The organism is Sphingobium sp. RAC03 (assembly GCF_001713415.1).
Lineage (GTDB): Bacteria > Pseudomonadota > Alphaproteobacteria > Sphingomonadales > Sphingomonadaceae > Sphingobium.
In genome coordinates this window covers 2,584,618-2,606,669 of the sequence record NZ_CP016456.1, presented here as the reverse complement: position 1 = coordinate 2,606,669, position 22,052 = coordinate 2,584,618, and the positions used below count along the sequence as shown (strand labels likewise).

21 protein-coding genes and 2 tRNA genes are annotated in these 22,052 nt (G+C 62.6%); 8 read left to right on the top strand and 15 right to left on the bottom strand.

Features of this window, described 5'->3' with window-relative positions; translation table 11 throughout:
- Positions 1–8: 8 nt before the first annotated feature.
- The 6 genes from BSY17_RS17200 to BSY17_RS17175 all read right to left on the bottom strand — a co-directional run bounded on the left by BSY17_RS17200 (position 9) and on the right by BSY17_RS17175 (position 5,879).
- Positions 9–1,181: an NAD(P)/FAD-dependent oxidoreductase gene (locus tag BSY17_RS17200; RefSeq protein ID WP_069066365.1), complete on the bottom strand. Its 1,173-nt coding sequence runs from the start codon at positions 1,179–1,181 to the stop codon at positions 9–11.
- Positions 1,181–1,630: a YaiI/YqxD family protein gene (locus tag BSY17_RS17195; protein WP_069066364.1), complete on the bottom strand. Its 450-nt coding sequence runs from the start codon at positions 1,628–1,630 to the stop codon at positions 1,181–1,183. Before BSY17_RS17195 ends, BSY17_RS17200 begins: the two co-directional genes overlap by 1 nt.
- A 78-nt stretch (positions 1,631–1,708) precedes the next feature.
- Positions 1,709–2,446: a peptidase gene (locus BSY17_RS17190; protein ID WP_037476539.1), complete on the bottom strand. Its 738-nt coding sequence runs from the start codon at positions 2,444–2,446 to the stop codon at positions 1,709–1,711.
- A 27-nt stretch (positions 2,447–2,473) separates the two neighbouring features.
- Entirely contained in the window at positions 2,474–3,346 is an 873-nt protein-coding gene (locus BSY17_RS17185; RefSeq protein ID WP_069066363.1) for a transglutaminase family protein, read from the bottom strand.
- Positions 3,347–3,367: 21 nt separating this feature from the next.
- Positions 3,368–4,300 (bottom strand): alpha-E domain-containing protein, encoded by a 933-nt coding sequence (locus BSY17_RS17180; protein ID WP_069066362.1) that lies wholly within the window; start codon positions 4,298–4,300, stop codon positions 3,368–3,370.
- 169 nt (positions 4,301–4,469) lie between these two features.
- On the bottom strand, positions 4,470–5,879 hold the full coding sequence (locus tag BSY17_RS17175) for a circularly permuted type 2 ATP-grasp protein (RefSeq protein ID WP_037476536.1): 1,410 nt from the start codon (positions 5,877–5,879) through the stop codon (positions 4,470–4,472).
- A 147-nt stretch (positions 5,880–6,026) separates the two neighbouring features.
- Between BSY17_RS17175 and BSY17_RS17170 the strand changes: the two genes are divergently transcribed.
- Together BSY17_RS17170 and BSY17_RS17165 are read left to right on the top strand one after the other, a co-directional pair.
- Positions 6,027–6,863, top strand: coding sequence for an alpha/beta hydrolase (locus tag BSY17_RS17170; protein WP_069066361.1), 837 nt, complete (start codon positions 6,027–6,029; stop codon positions 6,861–6,863).
- Positions 6,864–6,950: 87 nt separating this feature from the next.
- A tRNA-Met gene (locus BSY17_RS17165) sits at positions 6,951–7,027 on the top strand.
- A 124-nt stretch (positions 7,028–7,151) separates the two neighbouring features.
- On the opposite strand, the gene BSY17_RS17160 is transcribed toward BSY17_RS17165, so the two are convergent.
- Complete coding sequence (locus BSY17_RS17160; protein WP_037476535.1) at positions 7,152–7,799, bottom strand: histidine phosphotransferase family protein; 648 nt, start codon at positions 7,797–7,799, stop codon at positions 7,152–7,154.
- A 98-nt stretch (positions 7,800–7,897) separates the two neighbouring features.
- The gene (locus BSY17_RS17155; protein WP_037476534.1) at positions 7,898–8,299 is read right to left on the bottom strand and encodes a M67 family metallopeptidase; all 402 of its coding nucleotides are present in this window, start codon (positions 8,297–8,299) and stop codon (positions 7,898–7,900) included.
- 17 nt (positions 8,300–8,316) lie between these two features.
- On the opposite strand from BSY17_RS17155, the gene BSY17_RS17150 reads away from it, so the two are divergent.
- From BSY17_RS17150 to mtgA, 3 genes are all read left to right on the top strand, one after another.
- Positions 8,317–9,273: an RluA family pseudouridine synthase gene (locus BSY17_RS17150; protein ID WP_069066360.1), complete on the top strand. Its 957-nt coding sequence runs from the start codon at positions 8,317–8,319 to the stop codon at positions 9,271–9,273.
- 77 nt (positions 9,274–9,350) lie between these two features.
- Positions 9,351–10,265: an RNA polymerase sigma factor RpoH gene (gene rpoH / locus BSY17_RS17145; RefSeq protein WP_037474994.1), complete on the top strand. Its 915-nt coding sequence runs from the start codon at positions 9,351–9,353 to the stop codon at positions 10,263–10,265.
- Positions 10,266–10,365: 100 nt separating this feature from the next.
- Positions 10,366–11,064 (top strand): monofunctional biosynthetic peptidoglycan transglycosylase, encoded by a 699-nt coding sequence (mtgA, locus tag BSY17_RS17140; protein WP_069066359.1) that lies wholly within the window; start codon positions 10,366–10,368, stop codon positions 11,062–11,064.
- Positions 11,065–11,261: 197 nt separating this feature from the next.
- On the opposite strand, the gene BSY17_RS17135 is transcribed toward mtgA, so the two are convergent.
- The 6 genes from BSY17_RS17135 to BSY17_RS17110 all read right to left on the bottom strand — a co-directional run bounded on the left by BSY17_RS17135 (position 11,262) and on the right by BSY17_RS17110 (position 19,218).
- Complete coding sequence (locus BSY17_RS17135) at positions 11,262–13,820, bottom strand: TonB-dependent receptor (protein ID WP_037474999.1); 2,559 nt, start codon at positions 13,818–13,820, stop codon at positions 11,262–11,264.
- Positions 13,821–14,186: 366 nt separating this feature from the next.
- Positions 14,187–15,455 (bottom strand): ATP-dependent Clp protease ATP-binding subunit ClpX, encoded by a 1,269-nt coding sequence (gene clpX, locus BSY17_RS17130; protein WP_069066358.1) that lies wholly within the window; start codon positions 15,453–15,455, stop codon positions 14,187–14,189.
- A 139-nt stretch (positions 15,456–15,594) separates the two neighbouring features.
- Complete coding sequence (locus BSY17_RS17125) at positions 15,595–16,230, bottom strand: ATP-dependent Clp protease proteolytic subunit (protein ID WP_037475003.1); 636 nt, start codon at positions 16,228–16,230, stop codon at positions 15,595–15,597.
- A gap of 89 nt (positions 16,231–16,319) precedes the next feature.
- On the bottom strand, positions 16,320–17,309 hold the full coding sequence (locus tag BSY17_RS17120) for a glycosyltransferase family 2 protein (protein WP_069066357.1): 990 nt from the start codon (positions 17,307–17,309) through the stop codon (positions 16,320–16,322).
- A 139-nt stretch (positions 17,310–17,448) separates the two neighbouring features.
- Positions 17,449–19,065 carry a trigger factor gene (tig, locus tag BSY17_RS17115; protein WP_069066356.1) on the bottom strand — a complete coding sequence of 539 codons (1,617 nt, stop codon included), beginning with the start codon at positions 19,063–19,065 and terminating at the stop codon, positions 17,449–17,451.
- A 68-nt stretch (positions 19,066–19,133) separates the two neighbouring features.
- A tRNA-Leu gene (locus BSY17_RS17110) sits at positions 19,134–19,218 on the bottom strand.
- Between the two features lie 130 nt (positions 19,219–19,348).
- Here BSY17_RS17110 and BSY17_RS17105 point away from each other — a divergent pair.
- The 3 genes from BSY17_RS17105 to BSY17_RS17095 all read left to right on the top strand — a co-directional run bounded on the left by BSY17_RS17105 (position 19,349) and on the right by BSY17_RS17095 (position 21,271).
- Complete coding sequence (locus BSY17_RS17105; protein WP_069066355.1) at positions 19,349–19,540, top strand: hypothetical protein; 192 nt, start codon at positions 19,349–19,351, stop codon at positions 19,538–19,540.
- A 179-nt stretch (positions 19,541–19,719) separates the two neighbouring features.
- A complete protein-coding gene (locus BSY17_RS17100; RefSeq protein WP_037472959.1) occupies positions 19,720–20,319 on the top strand; it encodes an RNA polymerase sigma factor in 600 nt (199 codons plus the stop codon).
- Positions 20,243–21,271, top strand: coding sequence for a FecR family protein (locus tag BSY17_RS17095; RefSeq protein WP_069066354.1), 1,029 nt, complete (start codon positions 20,243–20,245; stop codon positions 21,269–21,271). The genes BSY17_RS17100 and BSY17_RS17095 overlap by 77 nt, the downstream gene beginning before the upstream one ends.
- On the opposite strand, the gene BSY17_RS17090 is transcribed toward BSY17_RS17095, so the two are convergent.
- The gene (locus BSY17_RS17090; RefSeq protein WP_069066353.1) at positions 21,268–21,969 is read right to left on the bottom strand and encodes an NAD-dependent deacylase; all 702 of its coding nucleotides are present in this window, start codon (positions 21,967–21,969) and stop codon (positions 21,268–21,270) included. The genes BSY17_RS17095 and BSY17_RS17090 overlap by 4 nt on opposite strands.
- Positions 21,970–22,052: the final 83 nt, after the last annotated feature.

The following is a 22,052-nucleotide window of genomic DNA, read 5'->3' as shown; positions in this document are numbered from 1 at the left end:
GGCAGCGTTCAGACCGCTTGCCCTGCCGCCCAGCCGCTGGCCCAGGCCCATTGGAAATTATAGCCGCCAAGCCAGCCGGTGACGTCCACCGCTTCGCCGATGGCGTAGAGGCCGGGCATCTTGGTCGCCTCCATCGTGCGCGACGACAGGCCAGCGGTCGCGATGCCGCCGACGGTGACTTCGGCCTTGGCATAGCCCTCCGTCCCGGTCGGGGCGAAGGGCCAGTCGTGGAGGCGGGCACCAAGCTGGCGTAGCGCCTTGTCGGAGAGGTTGCCCATTTCGCCTTCAAGCCCGACCCGCTCCAGCAACGCGTCGGCGAGCCTCTCGGTCAGCGCCTGCCCTACCACCTTGCGTAAGGAAGCGCGGGGGCGGTCGCGTTTCGCCTGGAGGAGCCAGTCGACATCAAGGTCGGGCAGGAAATCGACCTGGATGGGCGTGCGATGCTGCCAATAGCTGCTGATCTGGAGCATGGCCGGGCCGGACAGGCCGCGATGGGTGAAGAGCGCCGCCTCGCGAAAGCGGGTTTTGTTCCAGCGCACCTCGACGGGGGCGGAGACGCCCGACAGTGCCTGGAACAGCGCGTCCTCTTCGCCCAGCGTGAAGGGGACGAGCGCGGGGCGCGGCTGGACGATGGCGAGGCCGAACTGCCGCGCGACATCATAGGCAAAGCCAGTCGCGCCCATTTTGGGGATGGACGGCCCACCGGTCGCCAGCACCAAGGCGGGGGCGCGATGCTCGACCGCGCCCAGCTTGACCCGGTAGAGGCCGTCGCCATGGGCCACGTCACCCACCGGCTGCGCCAGTGCCATGGTGACGCCACCGATGGCACATTCCTCTTCCAGCATGGCGACGATCTGCTTGGCGGAGCCGTCGCAGAATAATTGCCCCAGCGTCTTTTCATGCCAGGCGATGCCATAGCGATCGACAAGCGCGATGAAATCCTGCGCGCTGTAGCGGCCCAGCGCCGATTTGGCGAAATGGGGGTTGGCGGACAGATAGCGGTCGGCGGCGGTGTGGATGTTGGTGAAATTGCAGCGGCCACCGCCGGAAATGAGAATTTTCTTGCCCGGCTGGTCGGCATGATCGACCAGTAGCACGCGCTTGCCCCGCTGGCCCGCTATCGCCGCGCACATCATCCCCGCCGCGCCTGCACCGAGTATGATCGCGTCCCAATCCGCCATTATCGGCCCCGCTTGAGGCGCACCAGCGCCTCATCCAGCGCGGAGAGGAAGCGCGATCGGTCGGTTTTGCCGAAGGGCGGTGGCCCGCCAATCTGGTCGCCGCCCGCGCGCAGGTCCGCCATGATCGCGCGGGTCGCTATGGCCGCGCCGATGGAACTGTGGGTGAAAGGCTTGCCGTTGGACGAAATTACGACCGCGCCCGCCTTGAGGCAGCGATCGGCGAGCAGGATGTCGGCGGTGATGCATACCGTACCGGCGTCGGCCCGCTCGGCAATCCAGTCGTCCGCCGCATCGAAGCCGTCGCTGACCACCACCCGGTCGAGCAGGTCATGCGCGGGGATGCGGATCGGGCTGTTGCTGACGATCGTCACCGGCACGGCATGGCGAAAGGCGACCTTGTAGATCTCCTCCTTGACGGGGCAGGCATCGGCATCGACCAGAATCTTCATGGAAGGCGCGATAAGCCGCCGGGCGATGCGAGACAATGGTCGCGGCGCTAATTTCGGATCAGGCTATTCCCCGCCCGCTCAATCCAAGACGTTGGGCAGATCCTCAAACCCCTTGCGCAGCGCAGCGCTCCAGCTTTGCGAGATCATGGCGAATTCTTCATTGTCGGCTTCGATGCGGGTGCGGACGCGGAAGTCGTAGGCGTCGGTGGGGATGACGGCGAGGTCGAGGGGCATGCCGACCGAGAGGTTGGAGCGCAGGGTCGAGTCCATCGAGACCAGCACCGCCTTGGTCGCATCCTCCAGGCTGGTTTCGCGGGCGATGATGCGGTCGAGAATGGGCTTGCCATATTTATGCTCGCCGATCTGGAAGAAAGGCGTGTCTTCGGTCGCTTCGATGAAATTGCCGGCGGAGTAGACGAGATAGAGGCGCGGTTTGCCGCCGCGCCGCTGGCCCGCGATCATGATCGAGGCGCTGGCGCCCGATCCGCCCATTTCGATGCTTTCGCGATAGCGGGTCTGCATCGCGCGCATGGCGTCGCCGACGATCTGGGCCACGCGATACATGGTGCTGCAATTGAGGATGGTTTCGATTTCGGGGTCGAGCTTGGCGTCCTTGATCGCCTTGCTGAGCGTCGCCTTCACCCCTTGCGTGATCGACAGATTGCCCGAACAGAGCAAAGTGATCGCGCGTTCGCCGGGCACGACATAGGTGAAGCTCTTACGAAAGCGGGCGATATTGTCCATGCCCGCATTGGTGCGGGTATCGGACAGCATGACCAGCCCCTGGTCCACGCGCACCGCCACACAATAGGTCATTCCCCGCAGGCTCCCGAAATATCTGACTCAACCCTGTAGACCGGGCGGCGGACTGTTTTGCTGTTGTTGCCGTTGCAACTGCCGTTCCTCGATCCCGTCATCCGCCTGCGCGATACGGACGTCCGCGTCAATCAGGATATCGCCCGCAACCATGATGGTGCCCCGGATCGGCGCGGCGTCATCGGCATCCAGGCCGCTCGCCACGCGCAGATAGCGTTCGGTGACGCAGACACGGTTGGAGGGGTCGAAGCCGACCCAGCCGAGGCCCGGCACCAGCGCTTCGGCCCAGCCATGGGTTTCATGCAGTTCATTGCCTTCGCTGGTGAGCAGATAGCCCGACACATAGCGGGCGGGGATGCCAAGGACGCGGGCACCGGCGATGAAGATCTGGGCATGATCCTGGCATACGCCTGCGCCCAGCTGAAAGGCCTGTGCAGCCGTGGTGGCCGATGTGGTGACGCCGGCGCGATAGGTGACTGCGTCGGTGACGGCGGCGGCCAGCGCGTGGAGCCGGGCGAGCGGTCCATTGCCGTCGGGCAGGGCGAGGGCCATGGCGGCGATGGCGTCGGATGCGCGGGTGAGCGGCGTGTCGCGCAGGAAATAGAGCGGGTTCACGCGGCTGATAGGGCCGCCGACGACGCCATGGGTTTCGCGCGTTTCGACGAGGCCTTCGGCGACGATCACCGCCTGGCCGAGTTGATCGCCGCGCACCCAAAGTGCCTCCATTTCGCCATTGCTGTTGCGGTGGAAGCCGGTGACCGGGGCGTCATTGACGCTGACTTGCCAGTCCAGCACCGTTTGCGCGGGCGTGTCGACCGGCATCAGTTTCAGCCGCATCACCACCCGGCCGGCCGAAGGGTCGTAGGAATAGACGGTCTGATGCCGGACCAGCAATTTCATCGCGAGCGCCCCCTCCCCCGATCAGCCGAAATGATAGGTCTGGGCGATTTCGACGCCCAGCTGGTTGGTCATCGCCAGCCCCTGCTGCACCGTTTCATGCAGGCCGAAGCGGAAGATTTCGCCGCTGTCGAGCTGTTCCAGCGCGCTCACCATCTGTTCGATCGTGTCGTTGCACGGGCCGCGCCGGTCATGCCAGCCCGACAGGCGGTTGAGCCGATAGGCAAGCTGATCGTAGCAGAAGGCGACGCTGCGCGGGAACATGCGGTTGAGCATCAGGAAATCGGTAATCTGCCAGGGGGTATAGGTGCCGCCATAGACATGATGATAGGCGCGTGCGCCGGACAGGGCGTAGAGGACCGAGGTCCATTGATAATGGTCGCGATTGCCGCCGATCACTTCGGTTTCGGGCAGCAGGACATAATATTTAACGTCGAGCAGCCGCAGCGTCATCTGCGCGCGTTCGAGCGCCGAGCCGCAGCGCAGGAAGTCGTGGCCTTCATTGCGTAGCTGCCCCGAATGAGTGGCACCGCGAAAGGTCATGACGCGAGTCTTGACCCAGTCGATCAGCGTCGGGAGCTGCTGGCGGGCCTCGCCGACATCATAGCTGTCGAGCTTGCGCCAGCCATCGTTGAGCGCTTCCCACATATCCTGCGTCAACATGGTGCGGGCCGACTTGGCGTTGGCGCGCGCCTTGGCGAGGCAGGAGCGGATCGAGCTGCTATTGTCGAGGTCCAGCATCAGATAGGCGACGGCATCGCTTTCGGTGACGGTCGATCCTTCGGGAAACTGGTGGCCGCAGCCCGCCGCGCGGACGACCGATCGCCATTCGTCGCGATGATGCGCGCCGGGCAGAATCGCCATGCGCTGGCCCATGGTGAGGAGGCGCGCGGTGGCCTCCGCCCGCTCCATGTAGCGCGCCATCCAGAAGAGATTTTCGGCGGTCCGGCTCAGCATGCGCGAAATTCCCGGCAAATATTATCCGTTCGGGCTGAGCTTGTCGAAGCCCCGCCCTTCACTTCAAAAAAAGGAAGGCCCCCTTCGACTGCCCGCCTGCGGCAGGCGCTCAGGACAGGCTTCGACAAGCTCAGGGCGAACGGTGGTGAGGCAGGTTTTATAGCCATCATCAATCCTGCAACACCCAGGTGTCCTTGACCCCGCCGCCCTGGCTGGAATTGACCACCAGCGACCCTTCGGTCAGGGCCACGCGGGTCAGGCCGCCGGGGACGAGGCGCAATTGCTTGCCGACCAGGCAATAGGGGCGGAAGTCGGCGTGGCGGCCGACGACGGCGGCGGGGCCGAGCGTCGGGACGGTCGAGAGGTCGAGCGTCGGCTGGGCGATGAATTCCTTGGGATTGGCGCGGATGCGGTCGGCATAGGCGGCAACCTCATCCTTGGTCGATTTGGGACCGATCAACATGCCGTAGCCGCCCGATCCATGCACTTCCTTGGCCACCAGTTCGTGCAGATGTTCCAGCACATAGGCGCATTCGTCGGGCTTGCCGCATTGCCAAGTCTGGATATTATCGAGGATCGGCTTTTCGCCGAGATAGAAGCGGATCATCTCCGGCACGTAGATATAGACCGCCTTGTCGTCGGCGATGCCCGATCCGGGGGCGGAGGCAAGCGTCACCCCGCCCTTGCGATAGACGTTGAAGATGCCGGGAACGCCGAGCAGGCTGTCGGCCCGGAAGACGAGCGGGTCGAGATATTCATCGTCGATGCGGCGGTAGATCACGTCCACCGCCTTTGGCCCCAGCGTGGTTTTCATCCACACCCGGTCATTGTCGACGAACAGGTCGGCGGGTTCGACCAGCTCGACGCCCATCAGGTCGGCGAGGAAGCTATGTTCATAATAAGCGCTGTTGAGCGAGCCGGGGGTGAGGACGACCACGACCGGATCGCCCTTGCAGGCGGGCGGCGCGACTTCCTTGAGGCTTTTGAGCAGTTCGGCGGGATAGTCATCGACCGGCGCGACAATGCCGGCGGCGAACAGTTCGGGGAACATGCGCGTCATGATCTCCCGGTTTTCGAGCATGTAGGACACGCCCGACGGGGTGCGGCAATTATCCTCCAGCACCTCGAAACTGCCCGGCCCCGTGCGGACGATGTCGATGCCCACGATATGGCTATAGACTTTGCCGGGCGGCGAAAAGTCCGCCATTTCGGCGAGATAGGCGCTGTTCTTGTAAATGATGTCGGCGGGCATGATGCCGGCCTTCACGATTTCGCCGCGATGATAGACATCATGCAGGAAGGCGTTGAGCGCGCGGGCGCGCTGGCGGATGCCCTTGTCCAGCACGCGCCATTCCTGCGCGGTGAAGATGCGCGGCAACAGGTCGAAGGGGATCAGCCTTTCCGGGTCGCCGCCTTCGCCGTAGACGGCAAAGGTGATGCCGATGCGGCGGAAGATCGCCTCTGCCTCATCCAGCCGACGGTTGAGCCCGGATATGCCCGTTCGTTCCACCCATTTCTGCACTTCGGCGTAACAGGCGCGTATCGAACCATCAGGCTCAAACATTTCGTGGAAGGGCAAGTGGACGTTCCTCCCTCGGCCAGGACGGCCGGTTGTGCGTCGCAACATTAGGACGTGGGGCAAAAGGGATTGCAACAGAAAAATGACACGGATCGGGCGATTTCATTATTCCTTGCGCCAGAGCAGGGATCGGGCAGAAGGCAGGACATGAATAGGATGATCGGCGGGCCGCTGGCCGCCATGCTGGCGTTGACCGCCTGCGCCTCCACCGTGCGCGAGCAGATTTATCGCGCCGATGCCGCGCCGGTGCAGGTGGCGCAATGGACGAAGACGGCCCCTGTGGCCCTGCCCGTGCGAAGCGAAGATGGACTGGCGCTGAGCGGCTATTATTGGCCGGGCGACCCGGCCGACCGTGACGTCATCCTTTTCTTCCACGGCCGGGGATCGCATCAGGGGATCGGGGCGCGCTATGCCGAACATCTGGCGGGCAAGGGCGACCATGTGGTCGTGGTGTCCTATCGCGGCTTTGGCGGCAATCCGGGCACGCCGACGCAGGCCGGGTTGGTGGCGGACGGGCGTAGCTTCGTGGCGGCGGCGCGCGATCTGGTCGGGCCGGATGCGCGGCTGTTCCTGGTCGGCCATTCGCTGGGCGGCGCGGTGGCGCTGCATGTCGCGGCGACGATGAGGGTGGCGGGGGTCGTTACCCTTTCGACGTTCGACAAGCTGGAAGAATCGGCGCCCGGCGGGGTCGGCCTGCTGCTGCCCGACAAATGGAATAATCTGGACGCGGTGACGAAGATCGGCGCGCCGCTGGTGATGATACAGGGGACCGCCGACGACCGGATCGATATGGCGCAGGCCGATGCGCTGTTCGCGGCCGCGCGCGCGCCTGCCGCCATGCTGACGGTGCCGGGCGCGGGTCACAATCCCGACATGACGCAACTTGGGCCGATGGTGAGCGCGGCGATCGGCGCGATCGATTCGGGCGCGATGGCCGGCTATCCGGTGGCGCTGCCAGCGGGTTGGGGCGTGCGGCGCAAATAATCGCAAAAACCCCCGTTGACCGACCCGCCGCCGCTGCGTATAGCGCCGCCTCACCGCAGGGCCATGTTGCCTTGCGAGGCCCCAAGGGGCGGAGTAGCTCAGCTGGTTAGAGCAGCGGAATCATAATCCGCGTGTCGGGGGTTCAAGTCCCTCCTCCGCTACCATTTTTCAGATAGTTAGATGCCTCCACGCATACGGGGTACGACCGGATTGCTTGGCCTCCGCGCATGATAGCGTATGGACGCCGGGCCTCGTCAGTTCGCGCGGCAGTCGCCGCGCGCCGCCCGCTCAGCCCGGTATCGACGCGCCGAAGAGCAGCATGGGGTCGCCCGGTGGGGACAGCGCGATCTCGCCGCCTGCGCCAGTCACCAGCGCGCGCACCATCCAGGCCGCCGCGGTCCGCGATGCCAGTCCCTCGATCGGCAAGGTGCCTGCCAGCGCCGCGCGCAGATCGGGGTCGAGTACGACCTTTGGCCCCTCGCCACGCACCACGATCTCGGTCACGCCCGGCCGCACTTCCGCGCCGATGTCGAGTTGCCCGCCACGCACCAGTGCGTCGCCCGCGATCAGCGCCAGGTTGAGCAGCACCTTGACCGCCAGCTTGCCCAGCATCTGCTCATCGACCATCCAGCCGACCTTCACGCGGCCGGTGGTGACGAACATGCCCTCGATCGCGACCCGCGCTTCATGGGGCGGCACCACATCGCCGAACCCGCCCGCAGAGCCGAACGCCAGGCGGAAGAATTTAAGCTTGTTGGCCGACGTCCGCGCGCTGTCGCCCAGCAGTTCCAGGCAGCGCTGGCGCATTTCCGGGTCCGTCTCGTCCGCCATCAGCTCAAGGCCATTGTTGAGCGCGCCGACCGGACTGAGCAGGTCATGGCACAGGCGCGAACAGAGCAGGCTGGCAAATTCGATGCTGTCGGTCGGGTTGGTCATGCGGGGTCTGGATCGCCGGATAGTGGTCAGGAAAAGAGGCTCTCACGGCTAATGCGCTGCCCCGCCGCGCGATGCAACCCCGGCTCGCCGCCTTTCCCTCACCTTATGTCGAGCAGCGCCTCCACGAACGCCACCGCCCCACCCTGCCCTGGCTGCGCGCGCCACAGGCGCACCGCCTCGCCAGCCACGATCAGCCATAGCGTTCCATCGGGCATCGCACAGGCCGCGTCCGTGGCGGAGGGTATAGCCACGCCCGACGGGTGCGAGTGATAATGGCCGATCACTTTTGGCCCACCCGACCGCGCCGCCCGGTGCGCGGCGATCAGCACCGCCGGGTCCAGTTCGAAATGGCGCGCCGGATCGGCCGCGACATTGGCCGCCGGGGCGATCGCCTCTATCCGCCCGGCCTGGCCCAGCAAAAGCCCACAGATTTCCCCATCGTCCGCCGCTGCCACCGCAACGATCCGGTCCCGTAACAGGCTTGAAATAGTCACGCTCATGCCTACATCCCTAGCCAATGGCCGCGGGGGTTTCCATCATCGAAGCAATTATCGACGCGGGCCAGCATGGCCAGCGGCTCGACCGTGCGCTCGCCGACCTTTTGCCCGACCTCTCGCGCGAACGGATCAAGGCACTGATCGGCGAGGGACATGTCCGCGCGACGGACCAGACTGTGAAACTCAGCGCCTCGGCCAAGGTCGCAGCCGGGCAGCGTTTCGCCGTCACCCTCCCCGCCCCAGTGGCGCTGGATGCGGTGGCGCAGGATATCCCGCTCACCATCGTCCATGAAGATGCCGACCTGATCGTGGTGGACAAGCCCGCTGGGCTGGTTGTCCATCCCGCCGCGGGCAATCTCGATGGCACGCTCGTCAACGCCTTGCTCCATCATTGCGCCGGACAATTGTCGGGCATCGGCGGTGTGGCCCGTCCCGGCATCGTTCATCGCATCGACAAGGATACATCGGGCCTGTTGGTCGTTGCTAAGACAGACCGGGCGCATGAAGGACTGTCCGTCCAGTTCAAGGATCACAGCATCGACCGGCTCTATGCCGCGATCGTCTATGGCCACCCTGCCCCGCCCGTTGCCAGGATCGATGCCTGGATCGGCCGATCCGACGCTGATCGAAAGAAGATGGCGGTTCATCGGGAAGGGCGCGGCAAACATGCCGTAACCCATTATCGGATGGAGGAGCGGCTGACAGGCGCGGCGATGGTCGAATGTCGCTTGGAAACCGGCCGAACGCATCAGGTGCGCGTGCATATGGCGCATATCGGACACCCCTTGATAGGTGATCCGGTTTACAGTAGGGATAGAAAAGGTTTCAAATCAATACTGGAAACGCTGGGTTTCAAAAGGCAGGCATTGCACGCCAAAACCCTGGGGTTCATACATCCGGTGACGGGCTCGCCGCTCCTGTTCCAAAGTGCATTGCCCATGGACATGCAGGAACTGTTAAGCGAGCTTAGAGTATAGGTTTCGACATGTTTGCGACGGCGATTTGGATGCCTCTTCTGGGTCCAGCCGCGCATGAAAGGGAAAGGTGAAGCGACATGGCCAACAAGAGCAATGTCCCCGCGGTTCCGGCGCTGGGCGGTGAAGCCAGCCTCAACCGCTATCTGTCGGAGATTCGCAAATTTCCGCTGCTCACCCCTGAGCAGGAATATATGCTGGCGAAACGCTATGAGGAGCATCAGGATCCTGAAGCGGCGGCGCAGCTAGTCACTTCGCATCTGCGCCTCGTGGCGAAGATCGCGATGGGCTATCGCGGCTATGGCCTGCCGGTCAGCGAGCTGATTTCCGAAGGCAATATCGGCCTGATGCAGGGCGTGAAGAAATTCGAGGCCGAGCGCGGTTTCCGTCTGGCGACCTACGCCATGTGGTGGATTCGCGCCTCGATCCAGGAATTCATCCTGCGTAGTTGGTCGCTCGTGAAGATGGGCACCACCGCGTCGCAGAAGAAGCTGTTTTTCAACCTGCGCCGGATGAAGAATAATATCGAAGCGTTCGAGGATGGCGATCTCAAGCCGGAAGACGTCACCAAGATCGCGACCGACCTTGGCGTATCCGAACAGGATGTAGTGTCGATGAACCGTCGCATGGCGATGGGCGGCGACACGTCGCTCAACGTGCCGATGCGCGAGGATGGCGAGGGTCAGTGGCAGGACTGGTTGCAGGATCATGATCCGCTGCAGGACGAGCGTGTCGCCGACGAGCAGGAGCGGACCCAGCGCCATGAGATGCTGGAAGAAGCGATGACGGACCTTAACGATCGCGAGAAGCATATCCTGGCCGAGCGCCGTCTGGCCGAAGAGCCCAAGACGCTGGAAGAACTGAGCCAGGTCTATGGCGTCAGCCGCGAGCGGGTTCGTCAGATCGAGGTGCGGGCGTTCGAGAAGCTGCAAAAGGCGATGATGCGGATTGCGGGCGACCGGCTGGGCCAGATGGCGCGCTTCGCTGCCGCCTGACGGATTGCGCTGCTGACATTAGAAGGCTCCGGCGTAAAGCCGGGGCCTTTTTTGTGCGCGCGGGTTGAGCGGTGCGGCGCGAGTGCGTTACGCTCCTGCCATGACCGCAAAACCCCTCCGCTCCCCCCGTCGCCGCTCGCGCTGGATCGTCCTTCCCTTCAAGATCATTCTCGGCTTTGTCATCCTGTCGCTGCTGATGGTCGTCGTCTATCGGTTCGTGCCGCCGCCGGTGACCGTCACAATGCTGCTTGATCCCAATGGCATCACCAAGGATTGGATGCAGCTCGATGAAATGGACCCGGACATGGCGCGCGCAGCGATCGCCGGGGAGGATGGCAAATTCTGTACCCATCATGGGTTCGATGTCGATGCCATCACCAAGGCTGCGTTAAACAATGCCAGCGGCGGGCGCATCAGGGGCGGATCGACGATCAGCCAGCAGACCGCCAAGAATGTGTTTCTCTGGCAGGGCGGTGGCTTCGTGCGCAAGGGGCTGGAAGCTTGGTTCACGGTGCTGATCGAAGCGATCTGGGGCAAGCCGCGGATCATGGAAGTCTATCTCAACGTCGCCGAAACCGGTATCGGCACCTATGGCGCGCAAGCGGGCGCGATCCGCTATTTCAACCATGGTGCGGGCCAGTTGACGCGCGCGGAAGCCGCCCGCATCGCCGCCATCCTCCCCCTCCCCAAGAAGCGGGCCGCCGTTGCGCCCACGGGGTTCACCCGCCGCTATGGCAACACGATCGCGGCGCGGATCGGCGCGGTGCAGCGGGACGAGCTGGATAGCTGTTTGCGGTAACGCATCCCCTTAACTTCGCACATTTCCCGCAGGTTTCGACATAAAGTTGTGCGCGGCTGATCCTATCGGCAAGTACGGCCTGATGGGTGATGTCCGTTTATAAGCGGGCGGGGCCAAGTAGGACAGCGCGATTACGGGCATAGAAAAAGGGCGGGGATTGCTCCCCGCCCTTTTCTGTTTCGTTGGCTTTGGTCGGATCAGAAGCTGACGTGCAGCGAACCCGATACCGCGCGCGGCGAACCGATCTGCACGAAGCCGGGGCTGCCATAAACGCCCGTGGTCGTGTTGACCGACTGGTTCAGACCACCGCCGAAACCGCCGACATAGAATTTGTCGAACAGGTTGCTGACGTTCAGCTGGAACCAGGTATCCTTCGCACCGAAGCGGGCGAGCGAGACGCGAGCGTCCAGATCGACCAGCGTGTAGGCCGGGGCCGCGGCGCTGTAGATTTCCACAGGCGTCAGAGCAGCCGCGGTGTTGCGGTAGGTCGGCAGGTTCGTGTCGAACACAAAGCGCTTGCCGGTGCGCTTGGCCTGCACGCCCAGAGTTACGCCTTCGAAGTTGACCTCGGCGCGACCGCCCAGGGTGAAGACGGGGGCGCCGCTTTCACGCTTGCCAGCCGTCGGGGCGAAGACTTCCGTCGTCACGCCGCCGGTGGTGACTTCGCCGATCACGATGTCATCCTTGATCTTCGACTTCAGATAGGAACCGAAGACATAGAGGGTGAAGTTCTCGATCGGCGTGTAGCCGATGCTGCCATCAAACCCGTACTTTTCCACCTCACCCAGGTTACGGAAGACTGAAACGTTGAGTTCAGGGTCGAAGGCCGAGGCCAAACGGTTCTTGTAAGCGGTGTACCACAAGGTTGCCTGTGCCTGGAACTTGGAGGTCGAGTAGCGGGCACCAAGGTCGAAGCTGTCGGTCGTTTCGGGCTCAGGGTTCGCGCTTGCCGTATCCTGCGGGAAGAAGAAGGCGTTGTAGAGCGAGTCGGTGCCCGGCACCGACAGCCCCTTGGAATAGTTCCAGAACACGCTGGCTTCTGGCGTGATCTTGAAGTTCAGGCCGAGGTTCGGCAGCACCTTGTCATATTTATAGGTGCGTTCCTGCGGTCCAGCCCAAGTCGGACGCAAAGCGGCCGTATTGCCTGGAATGACGCCGTCCGTACCGAAACATTCGACAAAGCCGGCTGCGCTGCTGGTGAAGCAGTTGTTCTGCAGCTTGCGCTTGAAGAACGGTGCGCGAACGCCCGCCTGAACCGTCAGCATTTCGTCGAAAAACTTGCCGATATATTCGCCCGAAATCTGATGCAGGATCGCATAGGAAAGGCGATCACGCTTTTGCAGGATCGATCCGTTGACTGCGGCCTGCGGGTCATCGGACGGGAACACGTCCTGCGTTTCGCCGGTGCGGCCCAGCAAGCCGACTTCGCCGGTCTGACGATGGCGGCCATGATCGAAGGTGTAGGCTACGCGAACGCGGTTATTGTCATCGATGTCGTACCGCAGCGAGCTGAGGACAGCGTAACGGTCAGTCGTCGTCTGGCTGGGTGCCAACACATTGACCTGGTCGAGCAGATCGCCGTCACCGTTCAGATCGCGACCGAAATAGGGCGAACCGCCGAAATAACCGGCCTGACCAACGAAAGCCGAACCCGGATCGAGATCGAACAGACCTTCACGCGCAGCAGCGGTGCCGCCGCCATTCGCCTTCACATATTGATAGCTGGGATCGACCGTCAGGGTCAGCTTGTCCGTCAGCGTGAAACGCGAGTTGATGCGGATATTGCCGGTGTTGGACGGGTTGAAACGATAGTCGAACAGGGTGCCGCAGCTACCCGCAGCATCGGCAACGCCAGCTACGCCCGTCGGAACGGTGCAAGGTGCGATGGTGTAGAAACGCTCATCCTTGGTGATGGGATAGCGGTTGGCCGAATTCGGTCCAGCGACACGGCCCTGGTCGGTATCGACACGCAGGGGAAGCGAACCGAAGAAGTTGTTGCGGTTGGCGTTCCAATGGCCAGCGATCGAGACGAAATCGCCGTTGCTGCCAATCGGCTGATAAATCTTGGCGTTATACTGCTGCTTGTCGATCTGACCGAAATTGTTGAACACATTGTCGTTGCGCGTGGTCGATGCCGAGAACCAAGCCTTGGTACCAAACGGCGTGAACACACCGGTTTCAACCAGGCCGAACAGGCGGAAGAAGTCATAGTCGCCAGCCGCGCCGACCATGGTGACCTTGAAATCGTCCGACCCGTTGATCGAGCGATAGTTGACGGTGCCGCCCGAAGCCGCTGCCGTCGGGCTATCGACATCGGTCGAACCGAGGTTGACGTTGATTTCGTTGATCAGTTCGGGGTCGAGCTGCTGGTTGGAATAGATGGCATAGTTGCCGGTATCATTGAGCGGCATGCCGTCAAAGGTGAGCGACACGCGATCGGGACCGAAGCCGCGAATGTTCAGCGTACCACCGGCCGAGCCATAAGGATCGTTGTTCTGGAAGCTGACACCTGGGATCAGGTTGATCGCGTTCAGGATGCTGTTGCCCGAACCCTGCTTAGCGATGATTTCCTGGGTCAGGACGCCCTTGGCTTTGGTGGTGTCGGGCAGAACGACGCCGCCGACACCTGCATTGACGCGCGCGCCGGTGACGACGATCGTGTCTTCAAAATCCTGCGAACCGGTCGACTGCGCGAAGGCGGCGCCCGGAATGGCGACGGCGATGATCGCGGCGCTGCCCATTAGAAACTGTTTCATTTGACCCTTTTCCCTTTTTCAAAGGTGGCGCGTGGGCGCCTGTGCTGTGCTGTTCTCTCAAGCCGGGACCGCATTTGGCGGTTACTGGCGACGGCCCTGTGATGCTCTGATTGCAAATTTGTTACAATGCAGCATCCAGACTGTCACATTCCTCCACCACCCCGCGCCGTTGCGCTTGGGGACGCATCGCCTCTGGCCATAAATCATTGCATTTTAGTGACTTAATGGCGCGGTGGGGACTTAGTTTGACAGTGGTGCAATTTTGCAACGCAGCAGGAATTTTTGTGCGCTGCACCCGCAGATCATAAAAAAGGGGCCGACGATCGCGCGTCGGCCCCTTTGGGATCAGTTCTGAACAGGATGGTGTCAGGCGGCGTCTTCGGCCCGATTCTGCTTTTCGCTGAATACGCGGACCGGCTCTTTCTTGCCTGCGACCACGTCCTTGTCGACCACCACTTCGCCGACCCCCTGCATCGAAGGAAGATCGAACATGGTGTCGAGCAGGATCGATTCGAGGATCGAGCGCAGCCCGCGCGCCCCGGTCTTGCGTTCGATGGCGCGCTTGGCGATCGCGGTCAGCGCATCGTCGGTGAAGCTCAAGTCGACATTCTCCATGTCGAACAGCTTGCCATATTGCTTGACCAGCGCGTTCTTCGGCTCGACCAGGATCTTCACCAGCGCGGAGACATCCAGATCTTCAAGCGTCGCGATGACGGGCAGACGACCGACAAATTCGGGGATCAGGCCGAATTTGAGCAGATCTTCCGGCTCGCTCGACCGCAGCAATTCGCCAGTCTTGCGCTCTTCGGGCGCGGCGACATAGGCGCCAAAGCCGATCGACTTGGCTTCCAGACGGTCGCCGATGATCTTCTCCAGACCCGCAAAGGCCCCGCCACAGATGAAGAGGATGTTGGTCGTATCGACCTGCAAGAACTCTTGCTGCGGATGCTTGCGCCCGCCCTGGGGCGGCACCGACGCGGTTGTGCCTTCCATCAGCTTGAGCAGCGCCTGCTGAACGCCCTCCCCCGACACGTCGCGAGTGATCGAGGGGTTTTCGGCCTTGCGGCTGATCTTGTCGATTTCGTCGATATAGACGATGCCGCGCTGCGCCTTTTCGACATTATAGTCGGACGCCTGGAGCAGCTTGAGGATGATATTTTCGACATCCTCGCCGACATAGCCCGCTTCGGTCAGCGTCGTCGCGTCGGCCATGGTGAAGGGCACGTCGAACGTCTTGGCCAGCGTCTGCGCGAGCAGGGTCTTGCCGCAGCCAGTGGGACCGACGAGCAGGATGTTCGACTTGGCGAGTTCGACCTCACCCGGCTTCGAGCCATGGTTGAGGCGCTTATAATGGTTATGGACCGCGACCGACAGGACGCGCTTCGCTCGGTTCTGGCCGATCACATAATCGTCCAGCACATCGCAGATTTCCTGCGGGGTCGGCACGCCGCCATCCTTCTTGCCGACGAGACCGCCCTTGGTCTCCTCGCGAATGATGTCGTTGCACAGTTCCACGCATTCGTCGCAGATGAACACGGTCGGCCCCGCGATCAGCTTCCGCACCTCATGCTGCGACTTGCCGCAGAAGGAGCAGTAAAGCGTGCTTTTTGAATCGGAGCCGGTAAGCTTAGTCATTCGCCATTCTTTCTTCCCTGCCGGTTCAACGATCGACCTGATCGCATCGGCGAGGGATATTCTGGTCCAAAGGCCATCCTAGACCGTGGCGCGCCGTTTCCACAAGGGGAGAAGTGGCGCGCCCCAGCAAAGTCAGCCATCAACTATCCGACGGATCGGCCAGGGAAGGCCGCTGGTCGAACACTTCATCGACAAGGCCGAAAGCCTTGGCCTCGTCCGCTTCGAGGAAGGTGTCGCGATCCATCGCCTTCTCGACCTCTTCCAACGACCGTCCGGTATATTTGACATAGAGGTCGTTCAGACGGCGGCGGATGCGCAGGATTTCCTTGGCCTGGATCTCGATATCAGACGCCATGCCCTGTGCGCCGCCGGACGGCTGGTGAATCATGATCCGGCTGTTGGTGGTGGCAAAACGCATGCCCGGCTCGCCCGCGGCCAGCAGGAAGCTGCCCATCGAGGCGGCCTGGCCGACGCAGAGCGTGCCGACCTTGGGCCGGATATATTTCATCGTATCGTGGATCGCCATGCCGGACGTCACCACGCCGCCGGGCGAGTTGATGTACATCCAGATGTCCTTCTTCGGATTTTCCGATTCGAGGAACAGCAGCTGGGCTACGATCAGCGAGGCCATATGATCTTCGACCTGGCCGGTCACGAAGATGATCCGTTCGCGCAGCAGGCGCGAGAAGATGTCGAAGCTGCGCTCGCCACGGTTCGACTGTTCGATCACGATGGGGACCAGCGCGGCCATGGGGTTGGTCATGATATCGGTCATTATGCTCTTTCAGTCAGCTGCTTTTGCCCGCCCCTACATCGTCACAAAAGGCGGCAGGTTCAAGGGGGAACAGGCGCAGCGGGATCGGGCTAGTCGCGCGCGGCGTAATCGGACGGCGCGCGGTGGGCGAGATAGGCCAGACGACGCACTTCGCGACGCCCGCGCACGACGGTATCAAGGATCAGGCCGCACATCGCCGAAAGCGTGGCGAGGATCATGAGGCCGGTCACCAGGATCGCGGTCGGGAAGCGGGGTACAAGGCCCGTTTCCATATAGGTGACGATCAGGGGCCCAGCGAGGCCGAGCGCGAGCAGAGCCAAGAAGGCGGCGATGATGCCGAAGAACAGCACCGGCCGTTCGATGCGATAGAGGGTGATGATGGTGCGTAGGATGCGGAAGCCATCGCGATAGGTGCTGAGCTTGCTGACCGATCCTTCGGGTCGCGCGCCATAAGCGGTGATGACTTCCGACACCGGCATGGCGAGTTCGAGCGCGTGGACGCTGATCTCGGTTTCGATCTCGAACCCGGCGGACAGCACGGGGAAGCTTTTGACGAAGCGGCGCGAAAAGACGCGATAGCCTGACAAGATGTCGGTGAAGCTGCGGCCGAACAATTGTTTGAGCAGGCCGGTCAGCGCCCAGTTGCCGAGGCGATGGCCGGGGCGATAGGCTTCCTCCGCTTCGCTTTTGCGGCAGCCGACCACCATGTCGAGATTGTCGGCGAGCATGGCGGCCACCATCGCCGGGGCGGCGGCGGCTTCGTAGGTCGCGTCGCCATCGGCCATGATGTAGATGTCGGCATCGACGTCGGCGAACATGCGGCGGACGACATGGCCTTTGCCCTGTTGCGATACGCGCCGCACGATCGCACCCGCTTCGGCGGCTAGGTCGCGGCTGCCGTCGCTGCTGTTGTTGTCGAAGACGTAGATCACCGCCTGCGGCAGGGCGCGGCGGAAGTCGGCCACCGTCTGCACGATGGCGCCTGCCTCATTATAGCAGGGGAGGATGACCGCGATGCGCGGCGATCCGGCGGCAGTATCGCTGGCGAGAGCCATATCCACGGGCGGAAATTCCTTCATCGTCAGCCTATCCTCTGGTCGTCCGCGCGCCAAGACATGGACCGGCAGGGTTAATATTTCCTCTGCCATAGCGGGCCAGACATGAAAAGCGCCCGTGCTTCACGAGGAAGCCGGGCGCTCTTTCAGTCTGACGAAAGCCTTATTCGGCCTTGGCAGCGGCCTTCTTGGCAGGGGCCTTCTTCTTGGGCGCGGCCTCGGCGGCGGGTGCCTCCTCGGTTGCGACCGCGTCCTCGGCACCGTCCTTCTTGGCGGCAGCCTTTTTCGGTGCAGCCTTCTTGGGCGCAGCTTCTTCCGCGGCGGGCGCTTCTTCGGCTACCGGGGCGTCTTCCGCCTCGGCCTTCTTCTTGGGCGCAGCCTTCTTGGCCTTGGGCTTTTCGTCATGGTCATGACCGCAATCGGGGCCATGGACGTGCGGCTTGAGATCGCCGTCTTCGGCTTCGATCGCCGCTTCCAGCTCTTCCTTGGTCACAGTGCGTTCGGTGACTTCGGCCTTGTCGAACAGATAGTCGACGACCTTGTCCTCATAGAGCGGGGCACGCAGCTGAGCGGCGGCCATCGCGTCCTGGCGGACATATTGCACGAAACGCTCGCGATCCTGCGGGCCGTATTGCTGGGCAGCCTGCATGATCAGGCGGTTCATTTCCTGTTCCGACACGGTCACGCCATTGGCCTGGCCGATTTCCGAGAGCAGGAGGCCAAGGCGGACGCGACGCACGGCGATGGCGCGATAGTCTTCCTTTTCGGCTTCCATCTCGGCGAGCGCGGCGGCCGGGTCTTCTTCGTGACCCGCTTCATGCTGAAGCTGCGCCCAGATCTGCTCGAACTCGGCTTCCACCATGCTCGGCGGCACGTCAAAGTCGTGCGAGGCGGCGAGCTGGTCGAGCAGCTTGCGCTTCATATGGGTGCGGGTCAGGCCGTTATGCTCCTGCTCGATCTGCCCCTTGAGCAGGTCGTTCAGTTGCGTGAGGCCTTCCAGGCCCAGCGACTTGGCGAATTCATCGTCCAACTTGGGCTTGTCGCCGTCCAGGATCGACTTGACGGTGACGTCGAAGGTCGCCGCCTTGCCGGCCAGATGTTCCGCGCCATAATCTTCGGGGAAGGTGACCTCGATGGTCTTTTCTTCGCCCTTCTTCACGCCGGTCAGCTGTTCTTCGAAACCGGGGATAAACTGGCCCGCGCCGATCTTGAGGCGGATGTCCTCGGCCGAACCGCCTTCAAAGGCTTCGCCATCGACCTTGCCGACGAAATCGATGACCAGCGTGTCGCCGTCCTGCGCGACATGATCGTCGGCATGTTCTTCAAGCGCACCCTGCTGGGTAGCGATACGACCGGCCGATTCCGCGACCTGTTCGTCGCTCACGGGAACGGTCAGGCGCTCAAGCTTGAGGCCATCGACGCTGGGGGCGGCGATTTCAGGCAGCACTTCCAGCGCGACCTTGATCTCGGCGTCCTTGCCGAACTCGAAACCCTCGTCCAGTTCGACCGAAGGCTGCATCGCGGGGCGCAGCTTCTGGTCGGCGATCAGCTTCTGGATGCTTTCCTGGATGCTGTTGTTGAGCGCGTCGCGCTGCAAAGCCTCGCCATGCATCTTCTTGACCAGGTTGGCGGGCACCTTGCCGGGACGGAAGCCAGGCATCCGCACCTGCGGCGCCATTGTCTTGACTTCCTTTTCCACTCGCGCGTCGATATCCTTCGACGTGATGGTTACGGTGTAGGCGCGCTTAAGGCCCTCGTTCAACGTCTCGACAGTCTGCATCTCTTCTCTCAAACGCTTTCTTCAGCTGAATTTCGGTGGCGCCTGCGATGGGCCGGGGCCTGGCGCACTGGTGCGGGCGAAGGGACTCGAACCCCCACATCTTGCGATACCAGAACCTAAATCTGGCGCGTCTACCAATTTCGCCACGCCCGCATCGGTCGCCGGTCGGCGCGGCATAGAGAAAAGCGGGGAAAGAGGCAAGGGATAGTGGCATGATGCCGGGAACCCTGTTGCCGGGCCGTGCGTAGCCTACCGACCAACCCCATAAAGGAGTGCCGCAATCATGGCTACCCAGCCCGATCCCAATCCCGACGGCCTGCCCCCACCCGACATCATCGAGCCGCAGTCGCCCGATGAGATGCCCCCGCCCGCGACTCCGGTCGAATTGCCGATGACCGAGCCGGACGAAATCGTGCCTGTCGGCCCGGATTATGACCAGCCCAACCGCGCACCGGCAGAGTTTCCCCCGGACTGAGTAACGAACAGTGTGATCAAAACCACATATCGATAATTTTCTTACCCAAAGATGGAACAATTTGGTCGATCGCAAAAATTTCGTCGCCGCGCCGCTGGACAGCCCCCTGCAAGCATGATTGAATTGTGAAAGAAAAAAGAAATCGGGAGAGGCGCGGCTGACAAAATAAGGGGGTCGACGTGCATAAGGTTCGCGCCAAATTAGAATGGTTCAAGACCGTGATATTGCCGCAGGAGGCCGCGCTGCGCGGTCGCCTTCGCCGCATCCTTCCCTCAGCCCATGAGCTGGAGGATATGTGCGCGGAAGTCATGGCGCGGGCCTATGCCACCGATAATTGGGAAAATGTGACGACGGGCCGCGCCTATCTGTTCACGATCGCCCGCAACCTCGTGATCGACACGGCCCGCCGCAACAAGGTGGTCAGTTTCGAAACGATCGCCGATCTGGAATTGCTGGGCGGCGACAATAATATCGAAGCGCAATTGCACGCCCGCGAAGCGCTGCGTCAGGTCGAAACCATTGTCGAATCGCTGCCGCCGCAATGTCGTCGCGTCTTCATTCTTCGTCGCATCCACGAAAAATCGATGCTGGAAATAGCGGAGGACATGTCGCTATCCGTTTCTACAGTTGAAAAACATCTAGCCAAAGCAATCGCAATAGTTATGCGGGCCTGGGCGGAACGTGAGGAAACGGATTTCGAGCGTGCAGGCGTCGGGGCCAACTTCAAGCAGCGGTCCCAGGGACGCGATCGAAGCGGAAGCCGCGCGCCTGCTGGCTAAGCTTCATAGTGAGCCGACACCCCAGGAAGAAGCTGAGATTTGCGACTGGGTCGAATGCGACCCACGCCATGCCGTAGCCTTTGCCCGTGCCGAAGCCGCATGGGACGCGGCCGAGCGCCTCAAGAGCGCCGCCGCCGATGTCACCCTGCCTTCGATGCCGGAAATCGTCAGCGAAGAGCAGCAGCGCCGCCTGTCGCGCAACATCATGATCGCCGCTGCCGTCGCGATCCTGTTCTTCATCTTCGCCGCCATCGTCACCGTCCGCACGTTCAGCGGCGTCGATCGCTATGAGGCGGCGCTTGGCGAAATTCGCGACGTCACGCTCGACGATGGCTCAATCGTTCACCTCAACAGCGACAGCGAAGTGGAAGTCCGCTTTACCGGCCATGGCCGCAAGGTGCGGATCGTCAAGGGCGAGGCGTCCTTCGATGTGGCCCCCGACAGCGAACGCCCGTTCGACGTGGAAGTGCGATCCGCCCTGATCCGCGCCGTCGGCACCGCCTTCAACGTGCGGATGCGGCCGGCGCTGACCGAATTGACGGTGACGCACGGCACGGTGACGGTCCATTGCGGCAACAAGGCGCAGCAACGGGTGACCGCTGGCAATGGCGCGGTGATCCAGCCGCGGACCATCGTGCTGACGCGGTTGGGCGACAGGCTGGTCAGCCAGCGCATCGCCTGGCGCCATCAAATGCTGGAACTGGATGGCGAAACCATCGAGCAGGCGACGGCCGAATTCAACCGCTATCGCAAGGCGCCGATCCTGATCGGCGATACCCGCGTGTCGCCGCTCCGAATCGGCGGCCGTTTCCGCGTGCATGACAGTCGCGCCTTTCTATCGGCGCTGGAACGGACATTGCTCGTCCGCACCGTGCGGGGCGAGGATGGATCGGTCATGCTACTCTATCGCGACGAAGAATCGACGCAGGCGAGCGAGAGCGACAGGTCTTAACCCAATAGCTCCCGCACCAGTTGCGGCACGAGTTGGCCGGCCGGGCCGAGGCGGCTTTCCTCGAAATAGATACTGCCGGCCGACGGATCGAGATTGAGTTCCAATGTGCGGGCACCGACATGGCGGGCCATCTGCACGAAGCCGGCGGCGGGATAGACCGCGCCCGATGTGCCGATCGACACGAACAGGTCGGCGCGGCGCACCGCTTCGTCGATGGCATCCATCTGATAGGGCATTTCGCCGAAGAAGACGATGTCGGGGCGCAAGCGGGGCTGCCCGCATCCGGCGCAGACCGTCCCCGGCGGCAAGGCTTGCGTCCACGGCACCGCCTTGCCGCAGGCGGCACAGAGCGCCGATTGCAGTTCGCCATGCACGTGGATCAGCCGCTTTGCCCCGGCGCGCTCGTGCAGGTCATCGACATTCTGCGTCACGATCAGCAATTCGCCCGGCCAGGCGGCATCGAGCGCGGCCAGCGCTTTATGCGCCGGATTGGGGGAGACGGTTGCCAGCTTTGCGCGGCGCTCGTCATAGAAGCGATGCACCAACGCGGGATTGCGCGCCAGCGCTTCGGGGGTGCAGACATCCTCGACGCGATGTCCTTCCCAGAGGCCATCGGGGCCGCGAAAAGTGGCAAGGCCGCTCTCGGCGGAAATGCCCGCGCCGGTGAGGATGACGACATTTGTAAAAAGTTGCTTCATATCTCCGCCCATGAAAATCGCTTCTTCGATATCGGCTATCTTTGTGCCGATGTTTATAGAAGATGGCAGTTGCCTGCCTAAGC